Raw genomic sequence first — 22,901 nt, 5'->3', positions numbered from 1 at the left:
TGTGCGGATCAGAGCAGTTCGAGATTGCTCTTCAGCTCGAACGGGGTGACCTGACCTCGGTAGGCCTCCCATTCCTTGCGCTTGTTGAGCAGCACGTAGTTGAAGACCTGCTCGCCCAGCGTCTCCGCGACGAGCTCGGATGCCTCCATGTACTCCAGGGCATGGTCGAGACTCGCCGGCAGCGCCTCGTAGCCCAGTGCACGCCGCTCGGCGTCGCTCAGCGACCACACGTTGTTCTCGGCCTCGGGCGGGAGATCGTATCCCTCCTCGATTCCTTTGAGCCCCGCTGCGAGCAGGAGTGCGTACGCGAGATACGGGTTCGACGCCGAATCGATGCCCCGGTACTCCACGCGGGACGACTGGCTCTTGTTGGGCTTGTACATCGGCACGCGGACGAGAGCGGAGCGGTTGGCGTGGCCCCAGGTCACGAAGCTCGGCGCCTCGTCGCCGCCCCACAGGCGCTTGTACGAGTTGACGAACTGGTTGGTGACTGCAGAGATCTCGTTCGCATGACGGAGCAGGCCCGCGATGAAGTGCCGCCCTGTCTTCGACAGCTGGTACTTGGCGCCTTCTTCGTAGAACGCGTTCTGGTCGCCTTCGAACAGCGACATGTGCGTGTGCATCCCGCTGCCGGGCTGGTCGCTGAGGGGCTTCGGCATGAACGTCGCATAGACGCCCTGCTCGATCGCCACCTCCTTGATCACCGTGCGGAAGGTCATGATGTTGTCGGCTGTCGTGAGTGCGTCCGCGTAACGGAGATCGATCTCGTTCTGCCCGGGGCCGCCTTCATGGTGGCTGAACTCCACGGAGATGCCGAGGTCTTCCAGCATCCGCACCGAGCGGCGGCGGAAGTCGTGTGCCGTGCCACCGGGAACATTGTCGAAGTATCCGGCCGAGTCCACGGGCACGGGGCCGTCGGGACCGAACGAGGAGGACTTCAGCAGATAGAACTCGATCTCCGGATGCGTGTAGAACGTGAATCCGGCGTCCGCGGCCTTCGCGAGCGTGCGCTTGAGCACGTGACGCGGGTCGGCGACGGCCGGCTGCCCGTCGGGCGTCGTCAGGTCGCAGAACATGCGCGCGGTCGGGTCGATCTCCCCGCGCCAGGGCAGCGTCTGGAACGTCGTCGGATCGGGCTGCGCGAGCAGATCGGATTCGTAGGTGCGTGTCAGCCCCTCGATCGCCGAACCGTCGAACCCGATGCCCTCCGCGAAGGCGCCCTCGACCTCGGCCGGCGCGATGGCCACCGACTTGAGCGTGCCGATCACGTCCGTGAACCACAGCCGCACGAACTTGACGCCGCGCTCCTCGATGGTCCGGAGGACGAAGTCCCTCTGCTTGTCCATGGCTACTCTGCGCCCTGGCCCTTTGCGTCGCCCTTGACATCCCAGCCCTGCTCGACGGCCTCTTCCTCGGCCCAGGCGCGCGAACGCTCCTTGACGACCTCGGGCGCACGGCGGGCCTCGGCCTCCGTGTCGAACGGACCGATGCGGTCGATGGAGGGCGAGATCATGCCGAACTCGATCTCGCCGGTCGTGGAGTTGTACCAGTACTTGTGGTCGCCGTCAGACATGTCTGCCCCTTCTTCACGTGATGTCATCGATCCTACTGGCGCGCACCGCGGTCGCTAAGCTATCGCCCATGGCAAAAGCGATCGGCGTCGACATCGGCGGCACGGGTATCAAAGCAGGAATCGTCGACCTCGAGCACGGAATCATGGCATCCGACCGGGTGCGGGTCCCCACTCCCGAGGGCGCATCGCCGCAGGATGTGCTCAACGCCGTGCAGACCGTTCTGAAGACGCTCGACGTCCACGACTCCACCCTTCCGCTCGGTGTCGCCTTCCCGGCGATCGTCAAGCGCGGCAAGACCCTCTCCGCCGCGAACGTCTCGAAGGAGTGGATCGACTTCGACGCGGAGCGGTTCTTCCGGGACGGCCTCGGCCGCAACATCGTCTTCGTCAACGACGCCGATGCCGCCGGCGTCGCGGAGGCCCGCCACGGAGCCGCCAGGGACGTGCGCGGCTTCACCCTTCTGACGACCCTCGGCACCGGTATCGGATCGGCTTTCCTCTACGACGGTGTGCTGCTGCCGAACACCGAGCTCGGGCACCTGAACTTCCGTGAGTACGAGTCGGTCGAGACGTACGCCGCGACCTCGGCGCGCGAGCGCGAGAACCTCACCTGGGCCGAGTGGGCCGAGCGCCTGCAGGCGTTCTACTCGCACATCGAGTTCCTGTTCAGCCCCGACCTGTTCGTGGTCGGCGGCGGCGTGTCGAAGAATGCGGGCGACTTCCTCCCGCTTCTCGATCTCAAGACCCCGATCGTCCCGGCGATCCACCGCAACAACTCCGGCATCATCGGTGCGGCGTCCCTGGCCGGGGACTGATCGCCACGACACCGGACACCCGAAGGCCCCGCTGACTCTGCAGTCATCGGGGCCTTCGTTCGCCTTCGGGGACGATCAGCCGCTGGATGGTGGACCCCCTGGCGGTCTTCGGTGGGCAGATCCACCCCCCGCGAGCCTCGCGGAGGTCACCGAATCCTCGTGCACCCACCGGGGGTGGGTCGACCAAGTCCGGTGAGGTGAATGGCCCGACTCATACGGGCGACGTCCCGCCTCTCGTCCGGGGGCAAAACGCCCGCGGCCGGTCAGCGCTGCGGCGGCAGGACGAACGTGGTCTCGTACGCGTGCACCTCGCCGTTCACATCCCCCACACTCGTGATCGTGTACGGGCTGAGGTTCAGCGTGTCACCGGCGTAGAGCGGGGTCAGGTACGTCTGGTTCGTGGGGTCGACAGAGTGCAGGCTCCCGCGACGAACCGCGTTCAGGGCTTCGTACGAGTACGGGCCGAGACAAAGCCGTTCGAGGATCGCATCCTTGTAGTCGCCCGACGCGACCAGGTACGACGCGAGCGAGCCGTCATCCGCGGACACGACGGTCCCATTCGCTCCTGCGCGCGATCCCAGGTCGACCATGCCGTCGTACAGACCGACGTCCAGCGGCTCGCCGTTGGAGATCGTCCCATCTCCGCCTGGCCGCCGGCACTGGGGTGTGGCCGCGGGGACCGGGTCGGCGCCCGACGTCGGCTGGATGCTCGGTGCCAGGGTGGGCTGAGCCTCGGCAGGTGACTCGACGGCTCCCGGGGTCGGCGCGCCACAGCCGGTGAGCGCTGCGGTGGACAAGCCGAGGAGAAGCGCCGTGGTCGCGGCGGGCGTGCGGTACGACATGAACGAACGCTACAGGGTAGCCGGCATACGAACCAGCAGCGAACGCCGAGCGTGTCACTGCGAGGTCCCCACGCGCCACCTCGACGTACAGAATCGAAATGAACTTGATTAGATCGTGAATGCGAATGGGCCGACCTGTACGCCGGGTTCTGTTCCGGGGTTCTTCGCCCCTTCGACGGCCATCTCTCTCGGCGACACGTTGCCGTGGCACTCTAGCGGTCTACCCGAGGACTCGGCGAGCCGCGTCAACATCCTCTGTCTGACCTTGCTCCGGACGAGGTTTACCTGGCGGGCCATGTCACCATGGCCCCCGGTGGTCTCTTACACCACCCTTTCACCCTTACCCCTTGCGGGGCGGTCTACTCTCTGTGGCACTTTCTCGCGGATTGCTCCGGGTGGGCGTTACCCACCGTCCTGCCCTGAGGAGCCCGGACGTTCCTCGGTGCGGTCACCCGCAACGCGGCCGTCCAGTCGACCCATTCGCGTCTCCAGTCTACGTTCTCCGGATCCCCCGGCCTGCGACTACTTCTCCGCCGACTCCGCGATGCGCAGGTCGAGGGGCACATCGATCGGGAAAGAGCCGAACAGTCTCGTCGTCGCGGTGGCCGCTGCCTCTCGCACGGCCTCCGCGGCGGCCTCGGCATGTTCGAGCGGAACATGCAGGATCACCTCGTCGTGCAGGAAGAACGCGAGGTGCGGCGCGCGTGCGAACGGACCGGATGCCGCAGCCTCGGCGAACACCTCGGGGATCTGCTGCAGCCGATGACGGATCTCCGCCAACCAGATCAAGGACCACTCGGCAGCCGTGCCCTGCACCACGAAGTTCCGGGTGAACCGCCCCCAGTCGCGTGCTCTGCGTCGCGCGAGAGCCACGACCGCCGGGTCGGCGTCCGCGTCGGTCGCTTCCGACTGCAGCCGCATCCACTCCACCGATGGCCGCGGGGAGGATCGGCCGAGCCAGGTCGACACGATGCCACCGTCCTCTCCCGTGCGCGCTGCGGCATCGACGAGCGCCATCGCGCGCGGGTACACCTTGCGCAGGCGCGGAACCAGCCGGCCGCTGTCGCCCGTCGTGGCTCCGTACATCGCTCCGAGAACCGCGTACTTCGCCTCCTCTCGGGTCGCGACCGCACCGGAGGCGACGACTCCGGCGTAGAGATCACTCCCCCGGGCGGCCCGGGCCATCGCCTCATCGGCCGCCATCGCGGCGAGCATCCGGGGTTCCAACTGCGCGACGTCCGCCACGACCAGAGTCCATCCGGGATCCGCCCGCACTGCGGGGCGCAGGCTCCTCGGCAGCTGGAGCGCCCCACCGCCGGCCGAGGCCCAGCGCCCGGTGACGACGCCACCCGGGATGTACACCGGACGGAATCGTCCCTCGTGCACCCACTCCGCAAGCCATGCCCAGCCGTTCGCGCTGAGCAGTCTCGAGAGCTTCTTGTACGCGAGCAGCGGTTCGACCACGGGATGATCGTGCTCTGCAAGCTCCCACCGACTCGTGGACTCCACCTGGATGCCGACGCGATGCAGCGCCCGAAGCAGCTTCTGCTGGCTGTCGAGGTGGAGCGAGGAGTCACCGAGGAGCTCACGCACCCGATCGCCGAGCTCGACCATGCGGCTCGGCACTCCCCCGGCGACCGGACGCGTCCCCAGGGCGTCGGTCAGGATCGCATCGTGCACGCCCGCGTCCCAGGGCAACCCTGCGACCCGCATCTCCTCGGCGATCAGGCCACCCGCCGATTCGGCGGCGCACAGCAGTGTGAGACGTCCGTCCGGTGCCGCAGCGATCACGTCGCGCTGCGCCCGGTACTGATCGAGCGTCACGGCGACCGCATCGTCATCGACGACATCGTCGAACACGTCGAACAGCGATGGGACCGCTGCGGCCGGTTCGCGTCGCTCCCAATCGGGCGATGCCGGGAGCGGGCTCGGAACCGCCGAGGTGTCCCGCAGGATGGCGTGGCACAGGACCAGATCATGGCTGCGCGTGATCCGAACTCCGTGGCGTAGGAGAAGCGCATAGGTTTCCGCGGCGGAGCGCATGATCCATCGCGGAGCATCGGAATCCTCGACCGAACGGACCCACGCGGCGAGATCATCGGCGCGCAGAAACGTGCGGTCCTGCTCTCGGTCTTTCCCGTCGAGTTCGATCGCCGCGTACTCCCGCGGCCCGACGGAGATCAGCGCGATGCGTCTCTCGACGCCCGACGCCGGTGTCGTCATCGCCGGCGCGCGCAGGCGCCGCTCATGCGAGCCCGGACTCCTCGGTGCGCACGAGGATGCAGCCGCATTCGGGACATGAGACCACGAGGTCGTCGGCCGCGCGACGGATGTCGTTCAGGTCGGTGCTGGGGAGCAGGATGCGGCAGCCTTCGCAGGTGCCGCGAGTGAGCAGCGCGGCGCCCGCGCTGTTCGCGGCACGGCGTGCGTACTCGGCCAGCAGCTCCGGCGCCACGCCTTCCGCAACGGCAGCCCGATCGCGGGCGAGTTGTGCACCGAGCTCGGTGGCCGCGGCGACATCCGCCTTCGCCTGCGCCGTCAGCGCGGAACCCTCCGCCGTCGTGGTGTCGAGAAGTGCCTGCTGGGCGGCGAGGGCGGCTTCTGCTTCCTCGAGCCGTCCCATCACATCGAGTTCGGCGTCCTCGAGGTCGCTCTGCCGGCGGGCGAGGCTCGCCAGTTCGTGCTCGAGCGCCTGCGCGTCCTTGGAGTTCGTCGATGCGGCGAGCCGCTCCGCGTCGCGATTCCGTCGTGCCTCGACGACGGCGACATCGGATTCCAGGCGCTTCAGCTCGGTGCGCACATCGTCGCGGGTGCCGGCGAGAGAGGTCAGCTCGCGGAGCTGCTCCTGGCGGATCGCGACGAGCTCGGTGATCCGCCCCGCCTGGCTCGGCTTCGTTCGTGCACGCTCGGTCTGCGCGATGCGCCGATCGAGGTCGGCGATGTCGAGCAGGGTGCGCTGGTTCTCGGGGCTGGCGTTCACGCTCTCAAATCTAGTCGCTGTCACGACATCCGCCCATCAGTGCACGTCGCCGTCGACGTAGTACCAGTGACGGTCCTCCCGCACGAAGCGGCTGCGCTCGTGCAGCGACCCCCTCGCTGCTCCCTGACGCCAGAGCGCCTCGAACTCCACCACGCCGTCGCGGTCGAAGGGGCCTCCGGCCACGCGATCGATGAGGACCAGCCGCCGCCAGTCGAGGTCGGGCTCGAAATCGATCGTCTCCGGCCTCGTCGTCGGATGCCAGCTGCGCAGAAGGTGCGCCGCGTCCTGAACGACGAAGGCCGTGTAACGCGAACGCATCAGACGCTCCGCCGTCGGAGCAGCGGCTCCATCGAGAATCGGGCGGCAGCACGCGCCGAACGTGTCCCCGGACGAGCACGGGCAGCGTGACCCGTCGTCGATCACGACGTCATCCGGCGCCATCTCCGCCTCCGTTGTCATCCCCTCAGCGTACGCTCGACGAAAAGGCCAAGAAGGAGCATCGTGACCACTCAGCCCGTCGTCCCCTCGTTCACCGCCCACAACGGGTTCGCCCTCCCGGCCATCGGCCTCGGCACCTACGGACTCCACGGCGATGTCGGGGCGGAAGCCGTCAGCGGCGGCATCGACGCGGGCTACCGCCTGGTCGACACGGCGTTCAACTATGAGAACGAGGGCTCGGTCGGGCGCGGGGTCGCCGCCTCGGAGGTCGATCGCTCCGAGATCATCGTGACCACCAAGCTCCCCGGCCGCCATCATCCCTCGGCGAAGGCGCGCACGAGCATCGAGGAGAGTCGCTCCCGGCTCGGTCTCGACGTCACGGATCTGCACCTCGTCCACTGGCCCAACCCCATTCAGGACGAGTACGTCCAGGCCTGGACCGCGCTCGTCGACGCCCAGGCCCGCGGTGTCGTCCGGCAGATCGGCGTCTCGAACTTCCTCCCGGAGCACCTGGAGCGCATCGAGCAGGAGACCGGGGTGCGGCCCGTCGTCAACCAGATCGAGGTGCATCCGTACTTCCCGCAGGAGGAGCAGCTCGCCTACCACCGAGAGCACGGCATCCTCACCGAGGCATGGAGCCCGCTGGGTCGCGCGAAAGAGCTCTTCGACGAACGGGTGATCCACGACATCGCCGCGGCCCGTGGCATCACGACCGCGCAGACGGTCCTCGCGTGGCACGTCGCCCGCGGCACGGTGTCGATCCCGAAGGCGTCGTCGCTCGCACACCAGGTGGCGAACCTCGCGGCGGCGGAGATCGTGCTCGACGACGCCGAGGTCGCGGCGATCACCGCGCTGGGACGCGCGGACGGACGCCTCTTCGACGCCGACCCGCGAACCCACGAGGAGTCCTGAGGCAGGCTCGCGTCAGACCTTCTGCGTGCCGAGCACCCTCAGGAACTCGAGCTTGCTCGCCGATTCGCTTCCGGGTGCGGCGGTGAGAACGATCAACGCGTGCGATTCATCCTCGGTGAAGAGCGCCTGACAGTCCACCTCGATCTCGCCCAGTTCCGGATGCACCATCACCTTGTGCTGCTCGAACCGACGGCTCACCACGTGGGCGTCCCACAGCTCGACGAACTCCGGGCTCCGGGCGGTCAGCTCTGCGACGATCTCCCCGGCGCGGGATCGGGCGCCCATCACGCCGTGCGCGGCACGCAGCGACCCGACCAGGGCGCGGGCCTGTCGCGGGTGATCGGCCTCGCGATACCGACGCCGTTCGACGTCGGGATACGCGAACCAGCGGTAGATGCCGCTGCGGTCGAGCCCGGTGAGTGCACTCGCATCGCCCACGAGCGCGCGGGACGCATCGTTCTGCACCAACACTTCATCGAGGACGGAGACGACGAAGGCCGGGGTGTCGTGCAGTCGGTCGAGCACGCGGAGGATGCCGGGGCGCACGTACTCCGTGATGTGTGCACGATCGGGGGCACTGTGGCCGCAGAGCCGGAAGAGGTAGTCGCGCTCGTCCTCGGTCAGGCGCAGAGCCCGGGCCAGCGCGGCGAGGATCTGCACACTCGGCTGCGGACCACGCCGCTGCTCCAGACGGGCGTAATAGTCCGTCGACATGGTCGCCAACTGCGCCACCTCCTCCCTGCGCAGTCCCGCGGTGCGTCGTCGCGGCCCCGCCGGGAGCCCGACGTCAACGGGCCTCAGCGCCTCCCGCCGACGGAGGAGGAATTCGGCCAATGCATCACGATCCACCCCTGAAGTATCCCCCGCTGTCGACCCCGGTTCCAGGGATCCCCGATCCCTGGATGTCCGCTCTCTGGATGGACGGTGCCAGGAAGCCGAGGCTGGTCGCATGAACATCAGCGGAAACACCATCTTCATCCCGGGAGCGACGAGCGGTATCGGCCTCGCCCTCGCGCTGCGCCTGCACGATCGGGGCAACACCGTGATCGTGGGCGGACGCCGCGAGGACCGCCTCACGGCCATCGCGACCGCGCACCCCGGCATCCACACGATCCGCATCGACACTGCCGACGCGCGCAGCATCGAGGCCGCTGCCCGTACTGTGCTCGCCGAGCACCCTGATCTCAATGTGCTCATCACCATGGCCGGCGTCATGCGGGCAGAGGACTGGACGACCCCGTCGGGCTTCCTCGCCACCGCCGAGGAGACGGTGACCACGAACGTCCTCGGACCCATCCGGCTCATCGCCGCTTTCATCGATCACCTGGGCGCGCAGCCGGATGCGACGATCATGACGGTCTCCTCCGGGCTCGCGTTCGCCCCGCTCCGGGTGACCCCGACCTACAACGCCAGCAAGGCCGCCATCCACATGCTCAGCGAGTCTCTGCGCCTGCAGCTCGAGAGGAGCAGCGTGTCGGTGCTCGAGCTGGAGCCGCCGGCCGTGCGCACGCCGCTCATGCCCGGGCACGAGGAAAACGAGTCGGCGATGCCGCTCGACGAGTTCATCGACGAGGTCATGATGCTGATCGAATCGCAGCCGGACGCCACCGAGATCCAGGTCGAGCGGGTCAAGTTCCTCCGCTACGGCGAAGCCCGCGGCGACTACGACCAGGTCGTCGCGACGCTGAATCGCACCGACCCGCACGGTCGCTGAGAACTGAGGGCGTCGGCCTCCGAGCCGGCGCCCTCAGGGACGCAGGGTGGCAGCCGCGGCGGTGAGGGCGTCGGCGGACTGACGCAGCAACGCCAGCTCACCGTCGGAGAACGATGTGTTCCGGATCGGCACGGCACCCGCCGCGCTCACGATCGACGGCACCGAGAGGGCGACACCGTCGAGCCCGTGGAAGTCGCGCAGCACCGTGCTCACCGGCATCACCGCATGCTCGTCGCTCAGGATCGCCTCGACGATGCGCGCGCTCGACAGGCCGATCGCATAGTTCGTGGCCCCCTTGCCCTGGATGACCTTGTACGCGGCGTCACGCACGTCGACCGCGATCTCCTGCAGCTCGTCGAGCGTGAAGCGCGGGTGCCCCGGCGTCTCCCACTCCAGGATCGGCACGGTGCCGATCGTCGCGCGGGACCAGAGCGGGAATTCGGTGTCGCCGTGCTCGCCGATGATGTGGGCGTGCACGCTGGCGGTCGACACTCCGGCGCGCTCACCGAGCTTCCACCGCAGCCTCGACGTGTCGAGCACGGTTCCCGAGGCGAAGATCCGCTCCGGCGGAAGCCCCGTCTCCTCCTGTGCGATCACCGTCAGCACGTCGCAGGGATTCGTGACGATCACGTAGATGGCGTTCGGTGCGACTTCGAGCAGATCGGGCATCATGCGGCGGATGATGCCCGCGTTGACCTCAGCGAGCTCGATGCGGGTCTGGCCGGGCTTCTGCTTGGCCCCGGCCGTGATCACCACGACGTGCGAACCGGCCGCGACGGAGATGTCGCTGCCGCCGATGATGTCGCTGGAGCCCGTGAACTGCGTGCCGTGGGCCAGGTCGAGCACCTCGGCCTCGACCTTTTCGGTCGCGATGTCATACAGCGCGACGTGCCGGGCAGAGCCACGGATCAGTGCCGCATAGGCGACACTAGATCCCACGCTTCCCGCACCGACGACCGTGAGCTTCGAGTTCTCGATGATCTCCATGCGCACAGTCTTGCAGTGCGGCACCCCGATCCGGGAGGGGTCTCACCGGAAGAATGCCGTCCCGCTCGACGACGTCACAGCGCGGCGGCGACAGCCTCCGCCGCAGTCGCGTGTGTGAACCGGAATCCGGACCGCTCCAGTACCTGCGGACGGACATCGGCGTCGGGGAGCAACAGCGATTCCGCAGCGTCCCCGAGAGCCCAGCGCAGCGCCCAGGCCGGCGCGGGCAGCCAGAACGGCCGATGCATCCGCGCGGCGAGCGCACGACCGATGTCGTTCGCGGAGGCCGGAGTGGGTCCGGTGAGGTTCACCGGACCCACGATCTTGGCGTCCACGATGTGGCGGATCGCCCGCACCTCGTCATCGAGCGAGATCCACGGCCAGATCTGCGTGCCGCGGCCCAACGGCCCGGAGACGCCGAATCGGGTCAGTTGGATGAGGGGCTTGAGGACTCCGCGTCTGTGCACCACCGGCGCGGTACGGAGCAGGGCGACCCGGGTGTGGTCTTCCGCGCGTCGCGCTTCGGCTTCCCACCGCACGGTCAGATCGGCCAGGAAGGTCTGCCCTGCGGCCGAGTCCTCGGTGAGGATCTCACCGGGGGCGGAGCCGTAGTACCCGACGGCGGATGCCGAGACGAGCGCCGGGGCGTCGGAGCGCAGTGCCCGAAGCGCGGTGGTCAGGGTACGCGTCGCCTGGAGCCGCGAGTCGACGAGCTCCCGACGATAGCCGCGTGTCCAGGGCAGCCGTCCCACGCTGGCTCCGCCGAGGGCGACGACCGCGTCTGCGCCCGTCAGAACCTCGGGGTCGAGTGCGCTCTCCCCCGGCGCCCATTGCGCCTCGTCCTCCGATCGCGGGATCCGACGGACCAGAGCGGTGACTTCGATCCCATCCGCGCGGAGCGATGCGGCGAGTGCGGTGCCGATGAGGCCCGATGCCCCGCTGATGACGATACGTCCCGCCATGTGTGAAAACTCCCCTGTCCGATCGCCGAATCGTGTCGTGCGGTCCAGCGTACGCGCCGCCTCGCTCCCCGGAGGTCAGGTCTCAGCGGGCCCGCCGATAGTGCGTCGCGATGACCCCGCTGCGAAGCGGTGTGGCGGAGATCAGCTCGAGACGGCGTGTTCCTGGCAGTCCGTCCTGATAGAGGGTCGGGCCGTGACCCACGATCCGGGGGTGCACGAGGAACCGGTACTCGTCGATCAGGTCCAGGCGATCGAGCGCGCTCGCCAGCATCCCGCTGCCGAGCAGGACACCATCGGGGGTGTCGTCCTTGAGTCTCTGCACGCTCGTGCGCAGGTCTCCGACGAGACGATGGCTGTGGGCCCAGGGGAAGTCCTCGCGCGTGGACGAGACCACATACTTCGGCTTCGCGTCCAGCGCGACCGCCCAGTCGTACAGCGCGCGTGGAGCGTCCACCTCGCCGCGGGCGACCGCCGGCCAGGCGTCCTCCATCATCTCGTAGGTGGTCCGGCCCCAGAGCATCGCACCGGATTCCTGCAGCAGTCGCGTGAAGTGGGCGTGGGTCTCGTCGTCGGCGATCCCCTCACGATGATCGACGCAGCCGTCGAGGGTGACGTTGATGCTGAAGGTCAGAAGTCCCATGCGGGGAGCATAGGTCTGCGGCGAGGCGACCGCCAGGGGCTTTCGGACGGTCGCCTCGCCGCTCATAGGCTGCCTTCACCCGCCCTTCGTGCCTCGCGAACGCGTGACGCCGATGACCGTGTCGAGGATCACGAAGCCGAGGAGTGTCCATCCGACGAGCGGAAGCCAGAAGCCGATGAGAACGGCGGCGACTCCCACCGCTCCGATCCCCCACCACGGTGCCGTCGGCAGCACGCGGCGGGGTGGGGCCCCGACGACGGGGCCCGTGACACGCGGCGGCCTCCGTTTCCACCACAGGAGATAACCGAGCACGACCATCGCGGCGAGTCCGACCGCGACGACGAACAGCACGAGCTGGTTGACGAGTCCGAACATGACCCCCATGTGCAGGTTGATCCCCCAGCTGGCGAGCTTCGCCGCGAGCGGGAGGTCCGCGAAGTCGATCCGGTCGACGACCTGCATGGTGATCCCGTTGATCGCGAGGGAGTCGCCTTCCGTGGGGAAGCTGCTCTTGATCTCGCGGATCGCCCATGCCGTGCCGGGCTCTGTCGGCGGTCTGATCTCGACCTGCCCCGTGTTGACGTTCTCTTCTTGCGCGATCGCGAGGATCGCGTCGAAGGTAGCAGGATTGGCGGCGCCGGTCGGTGCGGTCATCGCGCCGTTGTGGCCGGCGTGCTCGTCCGCTGACGCGGTGCCGCCGTCGAGGCTGGTGTCGATCGAGGGCGTGCCCCAGTCGAGTGCGGCGCGAAGGCTGCTGACGTTGTTCCCGGCATACTGCGACCAGGTGATTCCGGTGGCGGAGAGGAAGAGCGCACCGAGGATGACCCAGATCCCGATGCTCGTGTGCCAGCCCAGCATCCCGCGGTAACCCTTGTGGGCGAGGTTCGGGCGAAGGAGGTCCCTCTTCACCCGAGACTTCCGGATGCGGACGATCCACAGCCCCAGACCCGCCACGACCACGATCCCGAGCCAGGAGGCGGCGAGTTCGCTGTAGAGACGTCCGGCGTCTCCCAGGTGGAGGTTGCGGTGGAGATTGCTGATCCAGGTGCGGAGCGGCGTCGCGCCGCTGGTGCCGTAGACGACTAGATCGCCGCGGATCTCTCCGGTTCCGGGATCGACGAACACGGCCCTGGATTCGCTCGGTCCCAGCCCGTCCTCGGCGTACATGATCCGTGTGGTGTCGCCGGGTTCGGGTGCGGGCCGCACAGCGAGGAGTCCGGAGGGGTCGCCACGGTAGTCGGCGGCGGCCTCGATCTGCTCCGCGAGGGTGAGTGATGTCTGCGTGTCGGGTGCACGCAACTGCTCCGCGTAGACGGCCTGTTCCAACTGCGGGGTCAGCGCGTACAGGGCGCCGCTGACGGCAGCGATGAGGATGAACGGCCCGACGAGGATGCCCGCGTAGAAGTGCAGACGGAGCAGCAGAGGGACGAACCATCCGCGTCGACGGGACGTGGCGGGTGGGGAGGGCGGGGAGTGTGGGGCGGATTCGGACGATGTGAGGGTCATGGTGGTGCTCTCCGGATGTGAGGGGTCGCCGATGGATCGTCGTGCACACCCGGGAGAAGGGAATGCCCCGGGCGCAGACGGACGACACCGACGGTCGTTCAGGAGGCTCTGGGCGCGCGTGGCGCCCAGAGCGGGAACACACCGGCCGCAGACGAGCCGGTGCGGATCAGCTCACGCCGTGTGCCGGCGGAGCCCGCCCCCGCAGACTCGCGAGTGTCGACGACTCACGCAGACGACGACCACGCGGCGAGACGCCGGGTTCGCGCAGGTCGAGCATCGCGGGGGCGCCCAACGCCGCTGCCAACCGACGACGCACCCAGAGGACCACCCGAATCGCGAGGTCTCGCAGCGCGAGCAGCATCCGCTCACCGCGATGCGCGGCGGCGACCGTCACGATCGCCGCCGACAGGTGTCCGATCCACATGGTCCCGTCGGCGACGACCAACTCCGTCGTGCCGGAAGCACCGGGCAGAACCATGGCAGTGCCGTGTACGTGACCGAGGGACCGCCCCGAGGGCTCGATCGTGCCCAGGACGAACAGGAGGTGGAACAGGAGTTGGCTGATCGCGATGGAGATGCTCGATCGGATCACCGAGAGCTTCCGGCCCGCGAGGAGCACGCAGACCATGAGGGAGAAGATCCAGGGCACCAGGATGCCCAACGGGCCCGGCATCTGTCCGCCGCCGGTCACGTGGCCGGCCAGCGCCGCGAACGTCGCGAGCGACGCCGAGGAGAACCCACGCACGAGTGCGCTCTTCCTCGACGGGGTCATGTTCCCATCCTGTCATCGCCGCGGCGACAGGATGGAGCTCGCGATCTGGGGTGGGCCCTGCCGGGATCGAACCGACGACATCCACGGTGTAAACGTGGCGCTCTACCAGCTGAGCTAAAGGCCCTGGTGTCGTCAGTCTATCGGGAGCCCGATGCGCACCGGTGTCGTAGAAGAGGGATAGGCTGAATCCGGCGCGCGTTGTGCACAGCTGACAAGGCTGCCCGTGTCGCTTCCCGTTTCCTTGGCATGACCTGCCAGCTTGACGAAAGGTTCCCCCGTGACCGTGCACGACCAGGATCCGTACTCCCAGGGCCCCCTCGACAGCGATCCGGAGGAGACCGGCGAGTGGCAGCAGTCCCTCGATGAGCTGGTGGATGCCAAGGGCCACGGCCGCGGCCGCGAGATCATGCTCAGCCTGCTCAAGCGCTCGAAGGAGCTGCACCTGGGCGTGCCGATGGTCCCGACGACGGACTACATCAACACCATCGCCTCGGAGAACGAGCCCGAGTTCCCCGGCGACGAAGAGGTCGAGCGTCGCTACCGTGCATGGATCCGCTGGAACGCCGCGATCACCGTGCACCGCGCGCAGCGCCCCGGCATCGGCGTCGGCGGACACATCTCGACGTATGCGTCGTCGGCCGCGCTGTACGAGGTCGGCTTCAACCACTTCTTCAAGGGTGCCGACAACCCCGGCGGCGCCGACCAGATCTTCATCCAGGGTCATGCCTCGCCCGGCACCTACGCCCGCTCGTACCTCGAGGGACGTCTGAGCGAAGACCAGCTCGACGGCTTCCGCCAGGAGAAGTCGCACGCCCCGAACGGCATCCCGTCGTACCCGCATCCGCGTCTGATGCCGGAGTACTGGCAGTTCCCGACCGTGTCGATGGGGCTCGGGCCGATCAACGCCATCTACCAGGCGATGTCGAACAAGTACCTCGAGAACCGCGGCATCAAGGACACCTCGCAGTCGCACGTCTGGGCTTTCCTCGGCGACGGCGAGATGGACGAGGTCGAGAGCCGCGGCCAGCTGCAGGTCGCCGCCAACGAGGGCCTCGACAACCTCACCTTCATCGTCAACTGCAACCTGCAGCGCCTCGACGGCCCGGTCCGCGGCAACGGCAAGATCATCCAGGAGCTCGAGTCGTTCTTCCGCGGTGCGGGCTGGAACGTCATCAAGGTCGTCTGGGGTCGCGAATGGGACGACCTGCTCGCCCGCGACACCGAGGGCGCACTGCTCAACCTGATGAACGTCACCCCCGACGGCGACTACCAGACGTACAAGGCCGAGTCCGGCGCTTACGTGCGCGAGCACTTCTTCGGACGCGACGAGCGCGCCGCGGCTCTCGTCAAGGACTACTCCGACGAGGACATCTGGAACCTCAAGCGCGGTGGCCACGACTACCGCAAGGTCTACGCCGCGTTCAAGGCAGCGACCGAGCACAAGGGCAAGCCCACCGTCATCCTCGCGAAGACCGTCAAGGGCTACGGCCTCGGTCCGCACTTCGAGGGCCGCAACGCGACCCACCAGATGAAGAAGATGACGCTGGACAATCTCAAGACTTTCCGCGACGCGATGCACATCCCGATCACGGATGCGCAGCTCGAGGAGAACCCCTACCTGCCCCCGTACTACAACCCGGGCCCCCAGGACGAGACGATCCAGTACATGCTCGAGCGTCGTCAGGCTCTCGGCGGCTACCTGCCGGAGCGCCGTTCCACCCACGTCGGACTGTCGCTGCCGGACGACTCGGCGTACGCCCTGCCCAAGAAGGGCTCCGGCACGCAGGAGATCGCCACGACCATGGCGTTCGTCCGCCTGCTGAAGGACCTGCTGCGCTCGAAGGACTTCGGCCACCGCATCGTCCCGATCATCCCGGACGAGGCCCGCACGTTCGGAATGGACGCCTACTTCCCGTCGGCGAAGATCTACAACCCCAACGGCCAGCACTACACGTCGGTCGACCGCGAGCTCCTCCTCGCCTACAAGGAGAGCCCGCAGGGCCAGATCGTGCACGTCGGCATCAACGAGGCGGGTGCCCTCGCGGCGTTCACCGCGGCCGGCACCTCCTACGCCACGCACGGCGAGCCGCTGATCCCGATCTACCTCTTCTACTCGATGTTCGGATTCCAGCGCACCGGCGACGCCCAGTGGGCGGCCGGCGACCAGATGGCCCGCGGGTTCATCATGGGCGCCACGGCAGGTCGCACCACCCTCACGGGTGAGGGCCTGCAGCACGCAGACGGCCACTCGCACCTGCTCGCCGCCACGAACCCGGCGACGGTCTCGTACGACCCGGCCTACGGCTACGAGATCGCGCACATCATGCGCTCCGGTCTCGAGCGCATGTACGGCGGCAACCACGAAGACCCCAACGTCATGTACTACATCACGCTCTACAACGAGCCGATGGTCATGCCGGCGGAGCCGGAGAACGTGGACGTCGACGGCATCGTGCGCGGCATCCACCGCGTTTCGGTCGGCGAGGGCGAGGGCCCCCGCGCCCAGCTCTTCGCGTCGGGCGTCGGTCTTCCCTGGGCACTCGAGGCTCAGCAGCTGCTGAAGAACGACTGGGGTGTGATCGCCGACGTCTGGTCGGTCACGTCCTGGACCGAGCTTCGCCGCGACGGCCTCGCCGCCGACGAGCACAACTTCCTGCACCCGGAGGAAGAGCCCCGCACCGCGTACCTCACCCAGAAGCTGCAGGGTGCCGAGGGTCCGGTCGTCGCGGTCAGCGACTTCATGCACGCTGTGCAGGACCAGATCCGCCCGTGGGTGCCGAACCGCTTCGCCACGCTCGGTGCCGACGGCTTCGGCTTCTCCGACACGCGGGCCGCGGCTCGTCGCTTCTTCAAGATCGACGGCCCGTCGATCGTCGTCCGCACGCTGCAGTCGCTCGCCGAAGACGGGGTCGTCGACCGTTCTCTCGCCGCGCAGGCCATCCAGAAGTACAGCCTGCACGATGTGAACGCCGGAACCAGCGGCAACGCGGGCGGCGAAAGCTGAGCCCTCGGTGACAGGTTCTCCTCCTTCCGGCATGGACAAGGCCGCGACGCTCACCTGGCTGCGCCGGATCTCCGGTGACATCGCCTCGGTGACGATCAAGCGCCTGGAGGACACCCTCCCGTGGTACGCCGATATGCCACCAGCCCGCCGCTCTGCGGTCGGGCTGGTGGCCCAGGCGGGCATCACGTCGTTCATCCAGTGGTACGAAGACCCCACCTCCACCCCGTGGATCGCGGCCGACATCTTCGCCGCGGCCCCGCGTGAACTCCTGCGCAGCGTCAGCCTCCAGCAGACCCTGCAGCTGATCCGCGTGACGGTCGAGGTCACCGAGGAGCGCGTCGCCGGGCGGGGAAACGATCTCCGCGAAGCGATCCTGCTCTACTCGCGTGATGTCGCCTTCGCGGCGGCCGACGTGTACGCCAGGGCTGCGGAGGCCCGCGGCCTGTGGGATGCGCGCCTGGAGGCGCTCGTCGTCGACTCGATCCTCACGGGCGAGGCCGACGAAGAGCTCCCGAGCCGGATCGCCGCGCTCGGATGGCACGGTCACGGGGAGGTCGCCGTCCTCGTCGGCACCACGCCTCCCCAGTTCGACGTCGATCTGGTCCGCCGTACGGCGAGGAAGCTCGCTGTCGACGTGCTCATCGGCGTGCAGGGCTCCCGACTCGTCCTGGTGCTCGGACGCGCCCGAGTCGAGGGGCACGAAGTCGAAGAGGAAGAGCTCGGCTTCCAAGAGATCGCCTCCCGCCTCGAGCCGTCCTTCGGCCCGGGATACGTCGTACTCGGCCCCGAGGTCGCTGCCCTCGTGGACGCGAGCCAGAGCGCACGCGCCGCGCTCGCGGGGTTCGCCGTCGCCCGTGCATGGCGCGGTGCTCCCCGTCCCGTCGAAGCCGATGACCTGCTCCCGGAACGGGCACTCGCCGGAGACCCGTTGGCGAAGCAGACCCTGATCGAGCGCATCTTCCGCCCCTTGCAGGCGCACTCCACCGATCTGGTGACGACCCTGTGGAGCTACCTCGACAACGGGCGCTCCCTCGAAGCCACAGCACGCGAGCTGTTCGTGCACCCCAACACTGTGCGCTATCGCCTGAAGCGCGTGAGCGAGGTCATCGGCTGGGACGCCACCGGCCCCCGTGAGGCTCTCATCCTGCAGACCGCGCTGATCCTCGGTTCGATCGGTGCGGCGGATCAGGTGCGGCGGCGGCCACCGCTTCGACGTCCGCAGCGCTGAGCGCGCCCTTCTGTACACCACACACAAGGGTTTTTCCGAATCTTGTGATGGATCATCCACCGATCTCCGGCAATCGTTGGCAGACTGGGTGGGTGATTGTCGTTGTATGCCCAGGTCAGGGCTCGCAGACCCCCGGATTCCTCGCCCCTTGGCTCGAGCTCGACGGGGTGGCCGAGCGCCTCGCCTCGTACTCCGACGCCGCGGAGGTCGATCTGCACGAACACGGCACGGTGTCCGACGCCGACACGATCCGTGACACGCGTGTCGCGCAACCGCTGATCGTCGCCGCGTCGTTGATCGCCGGTGACGCCTTGACGCAGCGCGCCGGTCGTCGCGCCGACGGCATCGCCGGCCACTCGGTCGGAGAGATCGCGGCACTCGTCGGCAGCGATGTGATCGACGCCGACACCGGCATGCGCCTAGTGGGCATCCGCGGCCGTGCGATGGCCGACGCTGCAGCACAGGAGCAGACCGGGATGAGCGCCGTGCTCGGCGGCGACGAAGACGCCCTTCTGGCGCGCCTCGCCGAGCTCGACCTCTCCCCCGCCAACTACAACGGCGGCGGACAGATCGTCGTCGCCGGCGCCCTCCCGGCTCTCGCCGCTCTCGCGGAGGAACCCCTCAAGGGCACCCGCGTGGTCCCGCTGCAGGTTGCCGGAGCCTTCCACACGCGGTACATGGCGTCCGCCGTCGCCGCTCTCCGCGACGCGGTGGCCGACGTCACCCCCGCGAACCCCGACATCACTCTCTGGACCAACCGTGACGGCTCCGTCGTCGCGGACGGGGCCCAGGCGCTGAGCTTCCTCGTCGACCAGGTCTCGTCGCCGGTGCGCTGGGACCTCTGCATGCAGTCCTTCGCGGACGCCGGCGTGACCGGGGTCATCGAGCTCGCCCCCGCCGGCGCCCTGGTCGGCCTCGCCAAGCGCGGCCTCCGCGGTATCCCGACCGTCGCCGTGAAGACTCCCGAAGACCTCGATGCGGCCGTCGCGCTGCTGAATGGAGAAGCCGCATGAGTGCCACCCTCGCCCAGGTGACCGGCCCGGCATACACGCGCATCTACTCCTACGGCGCAGCCCGCGGCGAGAACGCCGTGCCGAACGAAGACCTGGTGGGTCCGATCGACTCCAGCGACGAGTGGATCCGCCAGCGCACGGGCATCATCACCCGCGCGCGAGCCGACAAGGGGACGGACGCGATCGACCTCGCGACCACGGCGGCGGCCGAGGCGATCGAGAAGTCGGGTGTCCCGGCGGACCAGGTCGATCTGGTGATCGTCGCGACCATCAGCAACCCCAAGCAGACCCCGTCCGTCTCGGCGATCGTGGCCGACCGTGTGGGGGCGAACCCCGCGGCGGCCTACGACATCAACGCTGCCTGCGCCGGCTTCGCCTATGCGATCGCTCAGGCCGATGCGCTGATCAAGGCCGGCGCTGCGCGCTACGCACTGGTGATCGGCACCGAGAAGCTGTCCGACGTCGTCGATCCGACCGACCGCAGCATCTCCTTCCTCCTCGGCGACGGTGCGGGCGCTGCGCTCATCGGCCCGAGTGACACGCCGGGCATCGCTCCCGCGGTCTGGGGCTCCGACGGCTCGAAGGCCGACGCGGTAGGCATGAACGGCACACTCACCGACTTCCGCGACGGCGTGGTGCCGTGGCCGACCCTCCGCCAGGAGGGCCCGACGGTCTTCCGCTGGGCAGTCTGGGAGATGGCCAAGGTCGCACGCGAGGCGCTGGACAAAGCGGGCGTCGAGCCCTCCGACATCGCCGCGTTCATCCCGCACCAGGCCAACATGCGCATCATCGACGAGTTCGCCAAGCAGCTGAAGCTGCCCGACACCACGGTGATCGCGCGCGACATCGAGACGACGGGCAACACCTCCGCCGCCTCCATCCCGCTGGCCAGCCACCGCCTGATGGCCGAACACCCCGAGCTGTCGGGCGGTCTCGCCCTGCAGATCGGCTTCGGTGCCGGTCTCGTGTTCGCCGCACAGGTCGTCGTCCTTCCCTGAGAATGCGCTGACCTTCCCTAGACTGTTCCACGGTTCCGAAAACAACCCGCAAGAAAGAGGAAGACCACATGGCTTTCACCAACGATGAGGTCCTCGCCGGCCTCGCAGAGCTCATCACCGACGAGACCGGCATCAACGCTTCCGAGGTCGCCCTCGAGAAGTCGTTCACGGACGACCTCGACATCGACTCCATCTCGATGATGACGATCGTCGTCAACGCCGAGGAGAAGTTCGGCGTCACCATCCCCGACGACGAGGTCAAGAACCTGAAGACCGTCGGCGACGCCGTCAGCTTCATCGTCGCGGGCCAGGAGTAATCCCGGCAGGATGCCACTCCCGCGCCTCGCGGGGAGTGGCATCCTCCGCCTGCCCTCTCACCCGTTCGACTTCGTTTCGACAAGGAACCACACCTCATGACCAAGCGCATCGTCGTCACCGGCATCGGCGCCACTTCCGCCATCGGCGGCACGGCCCCGGAGAACTGGACGAACCTGCTGGCCGGCATGTCCGGCACTCGCACGCTCGAACACGACTGGGTACAGCAGTACGAGCTGCCCGTCACCTTCGCCGCCGAGGCGATTGTCCGCCCTGAAGAGGTGCTCCCCCGCCACGAGGCCAAGCGCCTCGACCCCTCGTCGCAGTTCGCGCTGATCGCCGCACGCGAGGCCTGGGAGGACGCCGGTTCTCCCGAGGTCGCCCCCGAGCGCCTCGGCGTCGACTTCGCCACCGGCATCGGCGGCCTCTGGACGCTTCTGGACGCCTGGGACACCCTCCGTGAGAAGGGCCCGCGCCGGGTCATGCCTCTCACCGTTCCGATGCTCATGCCGAATGCCGCTGCCGGAAACCTGTCGCTGCAGTTCCACGCCCGCGCTTACGCGCAGACCGTGGTCAGCGCGTGCGCCTCCAGCACCGAATCGATCATCCACGCTTTCCATCACCTGCAGGACGGGCTCGCGGACGTCGTGATCGCCGGCGGCACAGAATCCGCGATCCATCCGATCACGATGGCCTCCTTCGCCTCCGCGCAGGCCCTCTCGCGCCGGAACGACGACCCCGCCCATGCCTCGCGTCCCGGCGCGATCGACCGTGACGGCTTCGTCATGGGCGAGGGCGCAGCCGCGCTGATCCTCGAGACCGAGGAGCACGCCAAGGCCCGCGGCGCCAAGATCTACGGCTATGTGCTGGGTGGCGGCGTCACCGCAGACGCCTATCACATCACCGGCAACGACCCTGAGGGCAACGGCGCGGCCCGTGCCGTCACGCAGGCGCTTGAGGAGGCCGGGGTCACGGCCGACCAGGTCACGCACATCAACGCGCACGCGACATCGACGCCGGTCGGCGACCCCAACGAGTACGTGGCACTCAAGAAGGTCTTCGGAGACCGGATCGACGAGATACCCGTCTCCGCGACGAAGGCATCGACCGGGCACCTTCTCGGTGGCACCGGTGCGCTCGAGGCGATCTTCTCCCTCCTCGCGCTGCGCGACCGTGTCGCCCCGCCGACGATCAACATGACGGAGCCCGACCCGGCCGTCCCGTTCCGCCTCTCCGGCGAAGCCACGCCCCTCGGAGACGGTCCGCAGGTCGCGATCAGCAACTCGTTCGGATTCGGCGGTCACAACGCGGTCCTCGTGGTCGCCAGCGCCGACTGACACGCCACAACGATGAGCGGCCCTCGGGATTCCGAGGGCCGCTCTTCTCATCGGCATGAGGATCACACGGAAGCATGAGCATCCGCCGGTACTCGATCACGCAAGCGTGCACAGGTCATGCAGGTGCGCGGTGTTCCGTCAGGAGGTGCGGAGGCTCCCGAGCTTCTGCGATCGGGCCCCGCGCATCCGGGTGATGCGCGGGAGGAACCAGCCGATCAGCGGGCCGACACCGAAGGCGAAGAGCACGGTGCCGACGCCGACGGGGCCGCCCAGCAGGAAGCCCACGAGCAGCACGCTCCCTTCGATCAGTGTGCGCACCAGCCACACCGCCCATCCGGTTCGACGGACGAGCCCCGTCATCAGGCCGTCACGAGGGCCGGGGCCGAAGTCGGCGGCGATGTAGAGGCCGGTCGCGAAGGACAGCAGAAGCAGCCCGAAGACGAACATCGGAGCGCCGATCCACACCGAGGACGGTTGCGGGATCAGGGCGAGCGCGAGATCCGCACTCGGACCGACGAGCAGGGCATTCAACACGGTGCCCAGCCCCACGCGTTGGCGCAACGGAATCCACAGCAGAAGGACGATGATCGAGATCAGCACGGTCATGACGCCGTAGCCGAGGCCGGTCTGCGCGGCGAGACCGAGAGCCAGCACGTCCCAGGGAGCGACGCCGATGCCTCCCCGCACCATGAACCCGAGCGCGACGCCGTAGAGGAACAGACCGGCGAGCAGCTGCACGAGCCTCTCGACGAGGTCGCGCCGACTGGTCGCCGTCACGGGGAGGAGCACAGAACGCAGGAACATCCCTCCACTCTGGCCCCCGATCCGCCTTTCGAGGCGAAGCCACTCGCCGCAAAGTGGTCTG

General features: G+C 68.3%; 22 protein-coding genes, 1 tRNA gene and 1 other RNA gene. 9 read left to right on the top strand and 15 right to left on the bottom strand.

Annotated elements, in window-relative coordinates:
* Positions 1-8: 8 nt before the first annotated feature.
* Positions 9-1,346 (bottom strand): type I glutamate--ammonia ligase, encoded by a 1,338-nt coding sequence (gene glnA, locus ABDC25_RS08165; protein ID WP_021200708.1) that lies wholly within the window; start codon positions 1,344-1,346, stop codon positions 9-11.
* 2 nt (positions 1,347-1,348) lie between these two features.
* On the bottom strand, positions 1,349-1,573 hold the full coding sequence (locus ABDC25_RS08160; RefSeq protein ID WP_021200709.1) for a hypothetical protein: 225 nt from the start codon (positions 1,571-1,573) through the stop codon (positions 1,349-1,351).
* 68 nt (positions 1,574-1,641) lie between these two features.
* Here ABDC25_RS08160 and ppgK point away from each other — a divergent pair, with 68 nt between their 5' ends.
* Positions 1,642-2,388 carry a polyphosphate--glucose phosphotransferase gene (gene ppgK, locus ABDC25_RS08155; protein ID WP_021200710.1) on the top strand — a complete coding sequence of 249 codons (747 nt, stop codon included), beginning with the start codon at positions 1,642-1,644 and terminating at the stop codon, positions 2,386-2,388.
* Positions 2,389-2,651: 263 nt separating this feature from the next.
* Here ppgK and ABDC25_RS08150 read toward each other — a convergent pair whose 3' ends face one another.
* From ABDC25_RS08150 to ABDC25_RS08130, 5 genes are all read right to left on the bottom strand, one after another.
* Positions 2,652-3,230: a hypothetical protein gene (locus ABDC25_RS08150; protein ID WP_021200711.1), complete on the bottom strand. Its 579-nt coding sequence runs from the start codon at positions 3,228-3,230 to the stop codon at positions 2,652-2,654.
* Between the two features lie 122 nt (positions 3,231-3,352).
* Positions 3,353-3,709, bottom strand: an RNA gene (rnpB, locus tag ABDC25_RS08145) — RNase P RNA component class A.
* 43 nt (positions 3,710-3,752) lie between these two features.
* Entirely contained in the window at positions 3,753-5,453 is a 1,701-nt protein-coding gene (locus tag ABDC25_RS08140; protein WP_347125758.1) for a bifunctional 3'-5' exonuclease/DNA polymerase, read from the bottom strand.
* A gap of 22 nt (positions 5,454-5,475) precedes the next feature.
* On the bottom strand, positions 5,476-6,210 hold the full coding sequence (locus ABDC25_RS08135; protein ID WP_029260271.1) for a C4-type zinc ribbon domain-containing protein: 735 nt from the start codon (positions 6,208-6,210) through the stop codon (positions 5,476-5,478).
* Between the two features lie 36 nt (positions 6,211-6,246).
* On the bottom strand, positions 6,247-6,669 hold the full coding sequence (locus tag ABDC25_RS08130) for a YchJ family metal-binding protein (RefSeq protein ID WP_136024266.1): 423 nt from the start codon (positions 6,667-6,669) through the stop codon (positions 6,247-6,249).
* Between the two features lie 42 nt (positions 6,670-6,711).
* Here ABDC25_RS08130 and ABDC25_RS08125 point away from each other — a divergent pair, with 42 nt between their 5' ends.
* Positions 6,712-7,560: an aldo/keto reductase gene (locus ABDC25_RS08125; RefSeq protein ID WP_021200715.1), complete on the top strand. Its 849-nt coding sequence runs from the start codon at positions 6,712-6,714 to the stop codon at positions 7,558-7,560.
* A 12-nt stretch (positions 7,561-7,572) separates the two neighbouring features.
* Here ABDC25_RS08125 and ABDC25_RS08120 read toward each other — a convergent pair whose 3' ends face one another.
* Complete coding sequence (locus ABDC25_RS08120; RefSeq protein ID WP_347125755.1) at positions 7,573-8,409, bottom strand: helix-turn-helix transcriptional regulator; 837 nt, start codon at positions 8,407-8,409, stop codon at positions 7,573-7,575.
* A gap of 100 nt (positions 8,410-8,509) precedes the next feature.
* On the opposite strand from ABDC25_RS08120, the gene ABDC25_RS08115 reads away from it, so the two are divergent.
* The gene (locus ABDC25_RS08115) at positions 8,510-9,274 is read left to right on the top strand and encodes an SDR family NAD(P)-dependent oxidoreductase (RefSeq protein ID WP_347125753.1); all 765 of its coding nucleotides are present in this window, start codon (positions 8,510-8,512) and stop codon (positions 9,272-9,274) included.
* A gap of 33 nt (positions 9,275-9,307) precedes the next feature.
* On the opposite strand, the gene ABDC25_RS08110 is transcribed toward ABDC25_RS08115, so the two are convergent.
* The 6 genes from ABDC25_RS08110 to ABDC25_RS08085 form a co-directional block, all read right to left on the bottom strand.
* Complete coding sequence (locus ABDC25_RS08110) at positions 9,308-10,261, bottom strand: L-lactate dehydrogenase (protein ID WP_021200718.1); 954 nt, start codon at positions 10,259-10,261, stop codon at positions 9,308-9,310.
* Positions 10,262-10,335: 74 nt separating this feature from the next.
* Positions 10,336-11,223 (bottom strand): TIGR01777 family oxidoreductase, encoded by an 888-nt coding sequence (locus ABDC25_RS08105; RefSeq protein ID WP_021200719.1) that lies wholly within the window; start codon positions 11,221-11,223, stop codon positions 10,336-10,338.
* Positions 11,224-11,305: 82 nt separating this feature from the next.
* Positions 11,306-11,863, bottom strand: coding sequence for a dihydrofolate reductase family protein (locus ABDC25_RS08100; RefSeq protein WP_031207696.1), 558 nt, complete (start codon positions 11,861-11,863; stop codon positions 11,306-11,308).
* A gap of 75 nt (positions 11,864-11,938) precedes the next feature.
* Positions 11,939-13,369, bottom strand: a complete 1,431-nt coding sequence (locus tag ABDC25_RS08095) for a PepSY-associated TM helix domain-containing protein (protein ID WP_167254006.1) — start codon at positions 13,367-13,369, stop codon at positions 11,939-11,941.
* Between the two features lie 166 nt (positions 13,370-13,535).
* Positions 13,536-14,141 carry a hypothetical protein gene (locus ABDC25_RS08090; RefSeq protein WP_347125750.1) on the bottom strand — a complete coding sequence of 202 codons (606 nt, stop codon included), beginning with the start codon at positions 14,139-14,141 and terminating at the stop codon, positions 13,536-13,538.
* A gap of 51 nt (positions 14,142-14,192) precedes the next feature.
* Positions 14,193-14,265 (bottom strand) — tRNA-Val (locus ABDC25_RS08085).
* Positions 14,266-14,418: 153 nt separating this feature from the next.
* Between ABDC25_RS08085 and aceE the strand changes: the two genes are divergently transcribed.
* From aceE to ABDC25_RS08055, 6 genes are all read left to right on the top strand, one after another.
* Complete coding sequence (gene aceE / locus ABDC25_RS08080) at positions 14,419-17,145, top strand: pyruvate dehydrogenase (acetyl-transferring), homodimeric type (RefSeq protein WP_021200723.1); 2,727 nt, start codon at positions 14,419-14,421, stop codon at positions 17,143-17,145.
* A 31-nt stretch (positions 17,146-17,176) separates the two neighbouring features.
* Positions 17,177-18,373 carry a PucR family transcriptional regulator gene (locus ABDC25_RS08075; RefSeq protein ID WP_021200724.1) on the top strand — a complete coding sequence of 399 codons (1,197 nt, stop codon included), beginning with the start codon at positions 17,177-17,179 and terminating at the stop codon, positions 18,371-18,373.
* Between the two features lie 92 nt (positions 18,374-18,465).
* Entirely contained in the window at positions 18,466-19,386 is a 921-nt protein-coding gene (locus ABDC25_RS08070) for an ACP S-malonyltransferase (RefSeq protein ID WP_031207699.1), read from the top strand.
* Complete coding sequence (locus tag ABDC25_RS08065) at positions 19,383-20,384, top strand: beta-ketoacyl-ACP synthase III (RefSeq protein WP_021200726.1); 1,002 nt, start codon at positions 19,383-19,385, stop codon at positions 20,382-20,384. The genes ABDC25_RS08070 and ABDC25_RS08065 overlap by 4 nt, the downstream gene beginning before the upstream one ends.
* Positions 20,385-20,452: 68 nt before the next feature.
* A complete protein-coding gene (locus tag ABDC25_RS08060; RefSeq protein ID WP_017830435.1) occupies positions 20,453-20,701 on the top strand; it encodes an acyl carrier protein in 249 nt (82 codons plus the stop codon).
* A gap of 96 nt (positions 20,702-20,797) precedes the next feature.
* Positions 20,798-22,036, top strand: coding sequence for a beta-ketoacyl-[acyl-carrier-protein] synthase family protein (locus ABDC25_RS08055; protein ID WP_021200727.1), 1,239 nt, complete (start codon positions 20,798-20,800; stop codon positions 22,034-22,036).
* Between the two features lie 138 nt (positions 22,037-22,174).
* Here ABDC25_RS08055 and ABDC25_RS08050 read toward each other — a convergent pair whose 3' ends face one another.
* Complete coding sequence (locus tag ABDC25_RS08050; RefSeq protein WP_347125746.1) at positions 22,175-22,840, bottom strand: hypothetical protein; 666 nt, start codon at positions 22,838-22,840, stop codon at positions 22,175-22,177.
* Positions 22,841-22,901 lie beyond the last annotated feature (61 nt).

The organism is Microbacterium sp. SY138 (genome assembly GCF_039729145.1).
In the GTDB taxonomy this organism is placed as follows: domain Bacteria; phylum Actinomycetota; class Actinomycetes; order Actinomycetales; family Microbacteriaceae; genus Microbacterium; species Microbacterium maritypicum_A.
This window is presented reverse-complemented; position numbering and strand designations above follow the sequence as displayed.